General features: G+C 35.2%; 12 protein-coding genes and 1 tRNA gene. All 13 read right to left on the minus strand.

The features are described 5' to 3' along the window. Positions 1-148 precede the first annotated feature (148 nt). On the minus strand, positions 149-1,783 hold the full coding sequence (locus HMPREF3106_RS01640; RefSeq protein WP_070443988.1) for a CHAP domain-containing protein: 1,635 nt from the start codon (positions 1,781-1,783) through the stop codon (positions 149-151). A 13-nt stretch (positions 1,784-1,796) separates the two neighbouring features. Then, the gene (locus HMPREF3106_RS01645; RefSeq protein ID WP_083281570.1) at positions 1,797-2,717 is read right to left on the minus strand and encodes a YitT family protein; all 921 of its coding nucleotides are present in this window, start codon (positions 2,715-2,717) and stop codon (positions 1,797-1,799) included. Next, the gene (locus HMPREF3106_RS01650; protein ID WP_005605346.1) at positions 2,689-3,582 is read right to left on the minus strand and encodes a YitT family protein; all 894 of its coding nucleotides are present in this window, start codon (positions 3,580-3,582) and stop codon (positions 2,689-2,691) included. The genes HMPREF3106_RS01645 and HMPREF3106_RS01650 overlap by 29 nt, the downstream gene beginning before the upstream one ends. Next, positions 3,579-4,457 (minus strand): VOC family protein, encoded by an 879-nt coding sequence (locus HMPREF3106_RS01655; protein ID WP_070443991.1) that lies wholly within the window; start codon positions 4,455-4,457, stop codon positions 3,579-3,581. Before HMPREF3106_RS01655 ends, HMPREF3106_RS01650 begins: the two co-directional genes overlap by 4 nt. Before the next feature lie 61 nt (positions 4,458-4,518). Further along, positions 4,519-5,448 (minus strand): manganese-dependent inorganic pyrophosphatase, encoded by a 930-nt coding sequence (locus tag HMPREF3106_RS01660; RefSeq protein ID WP_070443994.1) that lies wholly within the window; start codon positions 5,446-5,448, stop codon positions 4,519-4,521. Between the two features lie 138 nt (positions 5,449-5,586). Continuing rightward, entirely contained in the window at positions 5,587-6,348 is a 762-nt protein-coding gene (gene pflA, locus HMPREF3106_RS01665) for a pyruvate formate-lyase-activating protein (protein ID WP_039848759.1), read from the minus strand. Between the two features lie 304 nt (positions 6,349-6,652). Continuing rightward, on the minus strand, positions 6,653-8,881 hold the full coding sequence (gene pflB, locus HMPREF3106_RS01670; RefSeq protein ID WP_005605338.1) for a formate C-acetyltransferase: 2,229 nt from the start codon (positions 8,879-8,881) through the stop codon (positions 6,653-6,655). Between the two features lie 334 nt (positions 8,882-9,215). After that, positions 9,216-9,289, minus strand: a tRNA-Arg gene (locus HMPREF3106_RS01675). A 57-nt stretch (positions 9,290-9,346) separates the two neighbouring features. After that, positions 9,347-9,574, minus strand: a complete 228-nt coding sequence (locus HMPREF3106_RS01680; protein WP_049555609.1) for a hypothetical protein — start codon at positions 9,572-9,574, stop codon at positions 9,347-9,349. A 3-nt stretch (positions 9,575-9,577) separates the two neighbouring features. Continuing rightward, positions 9,578-10,348 (minus strand): TrmH family RNA methyltransferase, encoded by a 771-nt coding sequence (locus tag HMPREF3106_RS01685; protein ID WP_070443997.1) that lies wholly within the window; start codon positions 10,346-10,348, stop codon positions 9,578-9,580. A 4-nt stretch (positions 10,349-10,352) separates the two neighbouring features. Continuing rightward, entirely contained in the window at positions 10,353-10,718 is a 366-nt protein-coding gene (locus HMPREF3106_RS01690) for a hypothetical protein (protein ID WP_005605332.1), read from the minus strand. Continuing rightward, positions 10,684-11,871 carry a DEAD/DEAH box helicase gene (locus tag HMPREF3106_RS01695; protein ID WP_049555611.1) on the minus strand — a complete coding sequence of 396 codons (1,188 nt, stop codon included), beginning with the start codon at positions 11,869-11,871 and terminating at the stop codon, positions 10,684-10,686. Before HMPREF3106_RS01695 ends, HMPREF3106_RS01690 begins: the two co-directional genes overlap by 35 nt. 134 nt (positions 11,872-12,005) lie before the next feature. Beyond that, entirely contained in the window at positions 12,006-12,653 is a 648-nt protein-coding gene (locus HMPREF3106_RS01700) for an amino acid ABC transporter permease (protein ID WP_065427327.1), read from the minus strand. Between the last annotated feature and the right edge of the window lie 13 nt (positions 12,654-12,666).

Below are 12,666 nucleotides of genomic sequence, written 5' to 3' on the forward strand. Positions count from 1 at the left end.
AATCATTTTATTGATTTAATTTATAATAACACAACACTGGGAATTTTTCACTAAAATCAACCGTTAATATACGCTGAATTGAGTGCTTTTTGAGCAATAAAAAAAGATAAAAAACCAGTCAAAAATGACTGGTTTTTTATAACATAAATTAATAGTTAGGACGAGCGTACCCAATGATATAGTATGCGGATAAGCGATGAGTGTGGCGCACTACTTTTGACTCATCAACATTCAAATGTTCCGTGGTATTTCCTTCAATAGTTACGATTTTCCCATCTTCTACTTTTTCAACAATTGCAATATGATCTGCAAGACCATCACCATTCCAGTCAAAAGTTACAATATCTCCAGCTCTTGGTGTTGATTTGCCAATCCAAATTCTCTTATTTTTGAAAATATTTATGTGATAAGGAACATACGCTTCTTTATCAATAAGGTCAATCATTCCCGCAATTTGGTACATAGATGAAACAAAAACATCGCACCAATCATCCCAGCTTTGTACTTTATATCCACTATAACTACTTGGTCCAGAATTATATTGATTAACCAAATATTGGTGAAGAGGATTATACTGTTCTACTCCAATAAAGCCTCGAGCTAAATCCAGTAAGATTTCTTTACGATTCTTAGCTTCGCTAATGTTGGAAACCCAAGCACCATCAGAACCTACATAATATTTAAAATTATCTACCCATTTATTGGTTGCCATCTTTCCATCATCTAAAAGATAATAACTTCCGACCCATTTGTTTCGGGAAGGAATACCATTTGAAAAATGATACCAATCACCGGAAGAGTTTTGTTTCCATCCATCTTTCCCTTTTTGGGCTTCTGGAATCCATTTTCCATCCTCATTGACATAGTATCGATTTTGATCGACCCATTGATTAACGAGCATCTCTCCCGTTTCACCCAAGTAATAATTACCTCTCCAAGCATTTTTAACTAGAGATTCTTTTCCTTCGTAAAAGTACCAATAACCATTCTCTTTTACCCATCCAGATTTCATCTTCTTATCTCTAATCCAAGCACCATTATCACCAACAAAATAACGATAATCATCTACCCATTTGTTCGTTGCCATTGTGCCATCTTCTTGTAGAAAGTAATTTCCTTTCCATACATTTCTTACTGGTAATCCATTTTCATAGAAATACCAAATAGAATCTAATCTAATCCAATTTTCTTTTTTCTTTCCTGGGACCCAAACACCATCTTTATCGACGTAATATTGGTAATTATCAACCCAATTATCAACACTCATTTTCCCATCAGATCCTAAATAATAATAAGAATCGACCCATTTGTTTCGAGTAAGATTTTCTTGTACGTCATAATAGTACCAAAAACCATCTTCCTTTTTCCAACCGGTTTTTTTGATTTTTCCTGGTATCCATTTTCCTGAAGAATCAACATAATAGCGATAATCATCTACCCACTTATTTGTCGCCATTTGACCATTATGTTCTAAATAATAGTCCCCAATCCATTTAGAAGTCTCTAGAACACCATTTTGATTATAATAGTACCAAATCCCATTTGAATCCTTCATCCATCCGGTGCGTTTCACTTCTTTTTCTTTATTAGGAGCCTCTTCTTTCTTTTTCAATACCGTTTCTTTTGTAGTGACTTCATCTTTTTCAGGCTTTGCAACGGTAGTAGTTTCTTCAGTAACATTTTTATTCACTGTTGATTCTGTTTGATTTTCATTTGCTAAAACCGCTTGTCCATTCATAAAAAGTAAACCTATAAAAATTCCCAAAGCTTTCTTAATTTTCATACTCCCCATCCTTTTAATGCAAAAATTTATTTCCACTGTCGTCAAAGTAGAAAGTAAATCCTTCTCCAATGACCTGATTTACATCTGTAATAATAACAAAGGCGTTCGGATCTATTTCATGAATGATGCGTTGAATTGGCATTAATTGTTGACGATTCACTACAACATAAAGAACTTGTCTTTTATCTTTTGAGTAAAATCCATGCCCATCAAGAACCGTGATTCCTCTGTCTAATTGCTCTTGAATTGTTTGACCAATTAGTTCGTACTGATTTGAAATAATCATTATAGCTTTTCGTGGGTTAAATCCTTCGAGAATAAAATTAATGACCTTACTTGCAATAAATAGCATCATTAACGTTAAAACAGCCTTTTCAAATCCTATTACAAATGCTAAAGGAGTGACAACAATGGTATCAATTACCAATAATGAAGATGAAACTGGCCACCCAAGATATTTATTCATCATCATTGCAATAATATCTGTTCCAGCAGTTGTGCCTTTTCCTAAAATAACAAGTCCCAAAGCAATACCAACAAATACACCAGCAGCAACTGAGGCTACTACTAGGTTCTCAGGCACAAATACTGGCCATTCCTGAGTGTATTTTAGAAACATCGGTAATTCAAATACGGCGAGAATTGTATAAATCATTGTTTTCTTCTCTAAGTAACGATAACCGACGATTAATAAAAAAACATTTAAAACTAGACTTGATAATGCAGGATCAATATTTAGCGTATAGAACATAAGAAGTGTTACTCCCGTAAGGCCACCTTCACCAAAATGATTAGCTATTACTACAGCGTTAATAGTGTATGAAAATAAAAAACAGCCTAAAGTTACGAGCATAAACGATTTTAAAATATCTTTTTTAGAAATAGCTTGCAGTTTAATTACCTCCCTACTCTGGTTCTCTATGGAATCTTCCATAAAAGTTTTCTGTACTAATTTGATTGATAATCGCACGAGGATCCGCTTCTTTAATAACAGCTACGGCATCCATAACTTCATAAGATGAAATTACTGTATGTAATAGATACATTTTTTCTCGACTAAATCCTCCAATAGCGTCCACACATGATATTCCATGCCTTATATTCTTTAAATAAGATTGCATAACATCTTCCCCATAACGAGTCGTAATCTGTAATGTAACCCTATGATATCTCTGATGGAATGTGCTAATCACTTTCGTAGAAATGTATTGGAATATAATCGAATAACCTGCATTTCTCCATCCAAATAACGCCCCAAATATTACAAGTAATAATGTATTAAATAAGAATACTTGTTGCCAGATGGTTTTTCCGCTCTTATTCGAAACATATAATGCAATAAAATCCATTCCCCCTGTTGAAGCATTCCCTTTCAGTGCGAGCGAAACATACAAGCCGTTTAATACTCCACCAAAAATTACATTCAACATAGTGTCATCGACAAATAAAGGATCAAAATTTAAAACACGAATAAAGAAACTTCCAACAAAAACTTGAAGAATCGAATAAAACGTAAAACGAGCACTAATCCCTCTATAACATAAAATGGCCACAGGAATATTGAGTAATATTAATAAAATCGAAATGGATAACTCTACACCAAATAATTCGGATATTTGATTTATTAAAATTGCAACACCCAAAAAACCACTAGAAAGTAAATTTGAAGGTTGGATAAATACTTTTAATGTGAATGCTTGTAAAAATCCCGAAATAATAACGGCAATCACTGAAATAAAGTGACGAAATAGTTTATTTTTACGGTATTTACGATATGAGTATTTCTCAAGTAAGCTCATGAATGATCACCTACTTTGAAACAATATTCTATCCCATCTTTCGTAGGGACTTTTAAATAGGCATCATGATAATGAAAAGGAACTTGATTCATTTCTAAATGGAGAACAAGATTTTCTAGTTCCTTCATATTTGGAACTCGCCATTCAATCATGGAAAGCCCATAAATACTCTTACTATTCTTATTCCTTTCATTCCAGGAATTTATAGCTAATGAATATCCATCACGGTTTACTTTAAAGTTTTTTCGCTTCGTTACATAATCATATGTTGTTTTAAACGAGAAGTTGTTTATTAAAAATTCAGTTGTTGCTTCTACGTCCATCACATTATAATGAAGTTGCGTAATTCTCGCACTTGCGGGAAATCCTTCAGAAGCTCCATCAATTCCATCAATAAATTCGTGCAACGAACGTTTCATTTCATTTCCTTCTAGATATTGATCCACTTCTTGAGAAGAATTATCTTCAACAACCATAAATTTCAATCGATTTCCCTCTGGATCCATAATATAAAAATTAGTTGTATAACCATCGAATCCTGACCCTATAATCGTTTGTTCTTCCATAATAAAATGGTTCATCAATTCACCAATTTGAGAAGATTTTGTCAAACGAAACCCTATAGAATAGGTTGTTAAAAATGAATCAGAGTCACCATTTCCTTGGACTAGTTTAAAAAGTGGGATACTCCCTCTACCATGACCAATCAAAACTTCATTATCAAATTCTTGCAAAACAGAAAGACCTAATATTTGTGTATAAAATTTTTTCATTACGGTTAAATTTCGAACTGTAATCGAAATTAAAGAAATCGTCCACTCTTTTTTTGACTGTGGAACAACAAAATCTTTCATAAATTGTATCAAATTACGCATGATTTATTTCCTTTACAAAAAAATGGGGAGGAATAAAATTGTTCCTCACCCACTCAAAATTTTATCCTTCAAAAGCAACAGTTAATGGTGGTACTACTTGTTTTTTACGAGAAACAACTCCTGGTAATGTAAGTAATCCATCTGTATAGCTTGAGTTGAACGCTTGGGCAACTTTGTCTTTATAATCTCCTACAACTAAAACTGTTGAAACGCTTGTTAAGATATTTGTAATTACAAAAACAAAAGTATCATATCCATTTTCTGAATTTGCAGCTCTCATACTTTCTTCTAAGGCTTCTCTACGAGCTAATAATTCTTCAGGGTCTACAACATTTACTTGAGCAATACGTAAATTCGCTCCCCCCATTGGGAATGATTTAGCATCTAAGTCAATTAACTCCGCTTCAGATTTGTCACCAAGATTTGTTCCGGCTTTTAACATTTCTAGCCCATAGACATTAACATCAATCTCAGCAATGTTGGCTAAATCGGTTGCTGCTTCAATATCTTGTTGTGTACATGTTGGAGATTTGAATAATAAAGTATCCGAAACAATGGCAGATACCATTAATCCAGCAATATCTTTAGGAACTTCAACCCCATATTCTTTATACATTTTGTACAAAATGGTATTCGTACATCCAACAGGTTCTGCACGATAAAATAAAGGATTTGCTGTTTGGAAATTTGCAATACGGTGATGATCCACTACAAATTCAACTTCTACTTTTTGTACGCCAGTTGCGCTTTGTTGTACTTCGTTATGATCCACTAAAGCAACACGGCTTGTCTCTTGTGAAACATCCCCAATAACTCGAGGAGCTTCTTTCTTGAAATAATTTAATGCATATTGTGTTTCTTCATTAGGAGTCCCTAAGGCAACTGCTTCTGCATCCTCACCTAATTGACGTAATAAGAAAGCATATGAAATTGCTGATGTAATTGCATCAGTATCTGGATTTTGATGTCCGAAAACTAATAATTTACTCATTTTATGGCCTCTCTCTATTTAAATTTACATTGACAATTTTAACATAATTACCAATTAAAACCAACAAAAAATGCACTTATACATAAAAATTGAACATAAAAAAACTGTTATAGCTTTTACACTATAACAGTTATTTCGTTAGGCATTTAAAAATCCTTTATAATCATCAGTTCTTAAAATTCGTCGAGCGTTATCCACACGTTCTTGAGTTGGTGGTTCAATATGATCCAATTTATATGGAATCCCTAAATTTTTCCATTTATATACACCCAATTTATGATACGGTAAAATCTCAAACTTCAATACATTTTTCAGTTTACTTACAAATTCACTTAATCGGATGAGATATTCATCATAGTCTGAACGTTCTGGAACTAACACATGGCGAATCCATACGGGTTGCCCTTTGTCTGATAAATATTCTGCTAGTTGAAGAATATTTTTATTCGTCCATCCTGTTAATTTCTTATGTTGTTCATCATCAATATGTTTAATATCCAATAAAATAAGATCTGTATATTCTAATAACTCTTCGAATTTTGAAAAGAATGGTTCGTCATACGTAAATGGCATTCCACAACTATCTAATGTAGTGTGCACTCCAGCTTTCTTACAACGTTTAAAGAAATCGATTAAGAAATCAATTTGCAATAAAGGCTCTCCTCCGCTGACAGTTACGCCACCTTTACGTCCCCAGAATGCACGATATTGCAATGCTTGATCGAGTAATTCTTGAGAAGTAATCGGATGACCGCCCCCAATATTCCAAGTATCTGGGTTATGACAAAACTCACAACGCATACGACAACCTTGCATGAAGGTTACAAAACGGATACCTGGTCCGTCTACAGAACCAAAACTCTCTGTAGAATGAATATATCCAGTTACTGGTTCACTCATCATTATTCCTCCTATCTTTTCTCTTCTAGTATATCACAATTCGTGTCCTTTAGGGCATTTCGATTAAAAAACGGATGGACGATTTTGCCCATCCGTTTTCTTAATTTCAGCAATTTTGCGAGTCGACCTCACACCATTCGTAATCTAGTTCGGTCTCCTTAGTACAGTTGACCTCACACTTTGTGTAATTCGGTTCGGTCTCCTTGAAATACCTCCACTTCGAAAAATTCCGTCGGATGCTTTGCATCCTCTTGAATTTTCCTCCAGTGGTCTATTTCAGAACAGTCGACCTCACACCTTAAGATTACATGCTTTCGTGCATTGTACGGTTGATTACGTCTAATTGTTGTTCACGAGTTAATTTAATGAAGTTAACTGCGTAACCAGATACACGAATTGTTAATTGTGGGTATTCTTCTGGGTGTTCCATAGCATCTAATAATGTATCACGGTTGAATACGTTGATGTTTAAGTGGTGACCACCTTTTGAAGCGTAACCATCTAACATAGAAACTAAGTTTTCTTCTTGTACATCTAATTCACGTCCTAAAGCTTTAGGAATGATTGAGAATGTATTTGAGATACCATCTAATGCATATTTGTAAGGTACTTTAGCAACTGATGACAATGAAGCTAATGCTCCGTGTGTGTCACGACCATGCATTGGGTTAGCACCTGGTGCAAATGGTTCGCCGGCACGACGTCCATCAGGAGTGTTACCTGTCTTCTTACCATAAACTACGTTAGAAGTAATTGTAAGGATAGAAGTTGTATGTTTAGCATTACGGTAAGTTTTATGTTTTTTAACTTTAGTCATGAATTCTTTCAATAACCAAATTGCGATTTCGTCAGCGCGGTCATCGTTGTTACCATATTTAGGGAAGTCGCCTTCTACTTCATAGTCTACAACAACGCCATCTTCATCACGAATAGTTTTAACTTTCGCATATTTAATAGCTGATAATGAGTCAACTGCTACTGAGAATCCAGCGATACCAGTTGCCATTGTACGTAGAATTTCAGTGTCATGTAATGCCATTTCAAGTCTTTCGTAACTGTATTTATCATGCATATAGTGGATGATGTTTAATGTGTTTAAGTATAAACCACAAATCCATTCCATCATATCGTTGTATTTAGCCATTACTTCTTCGTAATCTAAGTATTCTGAAGTGATTGGTTGATATTTAGGACCAACTTGCGCTTTAGATTTTTCATCGATACCACCGTTGATTGCATATAATAATGTTTTCGCTAAGTTAGCACGAGCTCCGAAGAATTGCATTTGTTTACCGATACGCATAGCAGATACACAGCAAGCAATTCCATAGTCGTCACCCCACTCAGGACGCATTACATCATCGTTTTCATATTGGATTGCAGAAGTTTGAATAGAAGTTTTAGCTGCAAACAATTTGAAGTTTTCTGGTAAACGAGTTGACCAAAGAACTGTTAAGTTTGGTTCTGGAGCTGGTCCTAAGTTTACTAATGTGTGTAAGAAACGGAAACTGTTCTTAGTTACTAATGGACGTCCATCTTCACCAACACCGGCGATTGATTCAGTTACCCAAGTTGGGTCTCCTGAGAATAAAGCGTTGTATTCAGGTGTACGAGCGAATTTAACTAAACGTAATTTCATAACGAAGTGGTCAACAAGCTCTTGTGCTTGTTCTTCAGTTAATGTTCCGTTTTCTAAGTCACGTTGTACATAGATATCTAAGAATGTTGAAGTACGTCCAAGAGACATAGCCGCACCATTTTGTTCTTTAATAGCTGCTAAGTATCCTAAGTATAACCATTGGAAAGCTTCGCGAGCGTTTGAAGCTGGTTTAGAAATATCGAATCCGTAGATGTTACCTAATTCTTTTAATTCTAATAATGCACGGTATTGTTCTGAAACTTCTTCACGTAAACGAATAACATCGTCTGACATAGTGCCATCGCCAATATTAGCGAAGTCTTTTTGTTTTTCAGCGATTAAACGATCAACCCCGTATAAAGCTACACGACGGTAGTCACCGATGATACGTCCACGTCCATAAGCATCTGGTAAACCTGTGATAACACCTGATTTACGAGCTGCACGCATTTCTGGAGTGTAAGCATCGAATACACCTTGGTTGTGAGTTTTACGCCAGTCACGGAAGATACGAGAAATTTCTTCATCAATCTTGAATCCGTAAGCTTCAGCTGATTGCTCACTCATACGAATACCACCAAATGGTTGTAAGCTACGTTTGAATGGTTTTTCAGTTTGGAAACCAACAACTGTTTCTAAATCTTTGTTTAAGTAACCAGGACCATGTGAAGTGATTGTTGATACAACTTTAGTGTCCATATCTAAGACACCACCAGCTTCACGTTCTTGTTTGTTCAAGTCCATTACTTGTGCCCATAAAGCTTTAGTAGCTTCTGTAGGACCAGCTAAGAAACTGTCGTCTCCTTCATAAAGTGTGTAGTTTTCTTGGATAAAGTCACGGACATTAACTTCTTCTTTCCATACTTTACCTTTGAAACCGTTCCATTGTTCCATAAATTTTTCCTCCTTAGATAATTGGTTGTGAAACTTATAACAGCTATCTACACAAATATTATAACACAATTAAATCTAAGTGCAATACATAAGTGTAAAAAAATACAAAGATTTTGTTAAGTATTGTTATAATCGCTATTTTAAGGCAATGTAAGTTGTGAAAGATGTGTTATAACAGTTATATCTGCTGTACTAAAATTTTGAAACAGAATGAAATATTTCACAATATAACCTTAATTATTCACAATCTAACCTTTTTTTACCTTCATTTCACTAATTTAAAAACAAAAAAGAGCATTATCAAATTAAATTTGATAATGCTCTTTCAATTTAGCGTTTCAGGAGGGATTCGAACCCCCGACCGTTCGCTTAGAAGGCGAATGCTCTATCCTGCTGAGCTACTGAAACAGTACTAAATTATTATACCTAAAGACGAATATTCTGTCAATCGATTTTACAGCTTCATTACGACTCTTCGGTTTCTTTTTCTCTATCATCTAATTTATGCTTTTTTGAAAATAACATGATGGTATAGATGACCAACATTACTATCGCCATGATTAGTACTCTCGCAGCTAAGGCAAAATCATATAAAGCTGCAATGGCACTTAAAGCAAAGAAAATAATTGTCATAGTTTTAACAGTATCAAGAATGGGACGTTTTCTTCCCATTGGATTTGGTCTATTATCCATTTATTACTCCTTCGTTTCTTTCGTTTTATACATTAATAAAGCTGAAGCAATCGCTACGTTCAGTGATTCAGCTTTTCCAAACATCGGAATTGTCACTACGACATCCGCTAAATCAATCACGTCCTCAGAGACTCCCTGGCCTTCATTACCAACGACAATAACTACATCTGTTGCTCCTTGTAAGACTGAATAATCCTTTGAATCTCGATGCAATGCTGTAACAGCCACTTGAACACCCTTCTCTTTGAGTATTGGCAAGTATTCTTGTAAGTTCGCTTGGAAAACGGGAATGTGAAAATGACTTCCTTGCATGGAGCGAAGAACTTTGTCGTTATATAAATCAACCGTCCCCGTCCCTAAAACAACCGCATCAAAACCAGCAGCATCAGCCGTTCTTACAATCGTTCCTAAATTACCAGGATCTTGAACAGCGTCTAACACAATGAAACGACCTTTATGAGGTAATATCTCCTGCTTAACAATTTCAACAACTGCTAAAATCCCTCGAGTCGTCTCCGTCATTGATAACTTATGGAAGACGTCTTGTGATACAACTAGCACCTGTACATCTGTTTGGGCTAACAGATTTTTATAGTCTTCAAGACGATTACTGGTAACCACTATCAACTTAATCTGAGCTCTTTCTTTAATCGCTTCTTCAACAAGGTGTTCCCCTTCAAGAAGATACATCCCTGCTTTCTTACGACCTTTTGCAGTCTGAAGTTTAACAAGCTCCTTAATTTTTTCGTTCTTAGGTGAACTTATACTTTCCATACAACTACCCTTTTAATCCTTCTATTGTATTAATGAATTTCTTTACTTCTGTTTTTTGATTTTGATGAAATCTGCATTTCATCGGTACAACGAAAGTCTCCTCTTTATCTAAATATTGCAATATTAGTTTCGGATTTCCTAAGAGCCTCTTTTCAAAAGAAACTTTTTGAATACGATTTGAAGGAATAACGATGGGTCTATTTGCTCTCCAAACACCTTCTTTAGAAGTTTCAAACAGAACGAAACCATCTTTAGCCCAAAAGAGTACAAAGTTCTGTTCTCCTTTATCTAAAGCTATTAAGCTATCGGTATCTGTCATTTCAAATCCGAAGAAACTAATTTGACTTTTTAAATCCTCGATGATTTCCATTCTTATTCCCCTTCTTTCGTTTCTGAATTGGTTTCTTAGAACTTCCTTCTTTCTTCTTCAATTGCTCAACTGGTTTTAATTGTCCTGCATATAATTCGAATGGAACTAGTTTATGTTTTCCAGCAACTTTCTTCAAGTCTCTTAGTTCACGGTCGTTCACTAGACTCAGAACTAAACCATCTTTCCCCATTCGTCCTGTGCGACCAGATCGATGTGTATATTGATCTGTTGAGTCTGCAATATCATAATGAATAACAAGTGGTAAATCTTCAATATCCAGTCCCCGCTGTGCTACATCAGTACTAAGTAAGAACGGAATCTGGCCTTTTTTAAATAAATCAATAGCTTTCTTACGTTCCGTTTGATGAGCATCACTTGATAAAAGTGCAACTGGGACTTGATGAAACGATAACTTTTCTCCGAGTAATGCAGCGTTTGCAATCGAATTAACGAAAACTAATGCTTGGTTTGCATTTTCTGAGAAAGCGAGCTTTCTTAATACCTCATCCCGTTTTCTAGTTGGACATTCAATATATCCATGAATTACATTCGCATGCGCAGCGTTTCCCTCTGAAACTTCAACAAAAGTCGGTTGCATATTAATCCATTTATTCACTTCTTCTAAATTTTTATTCTTTGTCGCTGAAAAACAAAGTACTTGTCTTTCAGAAGGAAGTTTTTTTACAAGTTCTCTCGTATTATTCAATTGCTCCGGGTCTAGTAAATAATCTGCCTCGTCTAATACGAGTAGTTCTACTTGATGAAGCTTTAATTTACGAAGTTTAGAAAGTTCTAATAGTCGACCAGGTGTTCCGACAACAATTTCTGGTTTTTCTTTTAACTTCTCTACTTGTCGTTTAACGTTTGCTCCTCCTGCTAAAACTTGCACACGGATTTCTGGAGATTTCCATTCTCTAATTACTGTTCCAATTTGTTGGGCTAATTCTTGTGAAGGCGCTACAATAAGAGCTTGCAATGTCCTATCTGCTTTTACTCTTTCCAAAATAGGAACGACATACGCTAATGATTTCCCAGTCCCTGTTGGTGAGATGGCTACGATATCTGTCCCCTCTTTAATCAGTTCTTGTGTCTTTTCTTGTATCGGTGTTAATGTGTGGAAGCCGTGTTGCTCCCAAATAGTTTTTGTATTCATAAGTGTCCTTTCCGATAACCAATGTTCTTTAGAGTCCTATTCATTTTAACGAAGAAACTCTTATACTTCAAATAGTTTCAACGTTTCTATAAAAAAGAGAACTGCTGTTACACAGTTCTCTGTACTATTTTCTATTAAAGTGCCATTTTCTTTTCTAAATATCGTTGCCCTTGTTCGAAAAGCAAACAGATAATCCAGTAAATAATTGCTACTAAAATATAAACCGTCATATAGTTTTGTTCGCGACCACCTACAATTTTCGCATTTTGGAAAATATCAGGTAGTGAAATCATCGCAACAAGTGATGATCCTTTAATCATATCCAGTAACACATTACTTAATGGTGGGATTGCAATTCGAAACGCTTGAGGTACGATTACTTTTTGTAAAGTTTGACGATAACTCATCCCAAGAGACATCGCTGCTTCCCATTGGCCATTATCCACTGCATCCATTGCCGAACGCAATACTTCAGAAATATACGCGCTACTTGCAATACTAAAGCAAAGGAGAGCACAGACTAAAGCGGGTAACGTTATTTTTAAGAATGGTAAACCAAAATATAGTAAAAATAAAAACACTAGCGTTGGTGTTCCACGCATAAAGGACACATGAAACGTTGCAACCCAACGTAGAAAACGAAATCTGGAGCGTCTCATTAATACGAGAATAAATCCTAAAATCGTTCCGAATACGAAGCTTGTTAATGCGACTCCTAATGTATATCCTAATCCACTAAGAATAAACCAAAAATTGTTAATCGCAATACTGATATCGAAGATTTTATTTAACATA

Origin of the sequence: Granulicatella sp. HMSC31F03, assembly GCF_001807725.1 — a bacterium.
In the GTDB taxonomy this organism is placed as follows: Bacteria; Bacillota; Bacilli; order Lactobacillales; family Aerococcaceae; genus Granulicatella; species Granulicatella adiacens.

What these genes read in the sequence shown, in the direction of transcription:
- HMPREF3106_RS01640 (WP_070443988.1), bottom strand. Translation starts at nt 1,783, where the DNA reads ATGAAAATTAAGAAAGCTTTGGGAATTTTTATAGGTTTACTTTTTATG.
- HMPREF3106_RS01645 (WP_083281570.1), bottom strand. Translation starts at nt 2,717, where the DNA reads ATGGAAGATTCCATAGAGAACCAGAGTAGGGAGGTAATTAAACTGCAA.
- HMPREF3106_RS01650 (WP_005605346.1), bottom strand. Translation starts at nt 3,582, where the DNA reads ATGAGCTTACTTGAGAAATACTCATATCGTAAATACCGTAAAAATAAA.
- HMPREF3106_RS01655 (WP_070443991.1), bottom strand. Translation starts at nt 4,457, where the DNA reads ATGCGTAATTTGATACAATTTATGAAAGATTTTGTTGTTCCACAGTCA.
- HMPREF3106_RS01660 (WP_070443994.1), bottom strand. Translation starts at nt 5,448, where the DNA reads ATGAGTAAATTATTAGTTTTCGGACATCAAAATCCAGATACTGATGCA.
- pflA (WP_039848759.1), bottom strand. Translation starts at nt 6,348, where the DNA reads ATGAGTGAACCAGTAACTGGATATATTCATTCTACAGAGAGTTTTGGT.
- pflB (WP_005605338.1), bottom strand. Translation starts at nt 8,881, where the DNA reads ATGGAACAATGGAACGGTTTCAAAGGTAAAGTATGGAAAGAAGAAGTT.
- HMPREF3106_RS01680 (WP_049555609.1), bottom strand. Translation starts at nt 9,574, where the DNA reads ATGGATAATAGACCAAATCCAATGGGAAGAAAACGTCCCATTCTTGAT.
- HMPREF3106_RS01685 (WP_070443997.1), bottom strand. Translation starts at nt 10,348, where the DNA reads ATGGAAAGTATAAGTTCACCTAAGAACGAAAAAATTAAGGAGCTTGTT.
- HMPREF3106_RS01690 (WP_005605332.1), bottom strand. Translation starts at nt 10,718, where the DNA reads ATGGAAATCATCGAGGATTTAAAAAGTCAAATTAGTTTCTTCGGATTT.
- HMPREF3106_RS01695 (WP_049555611.1), bottom strand. Translation starts at nt 11,871, where the DNA reads ATGAATACAAAAACTATTTGGGAGCAACACGGCTTCCACACATTAACA.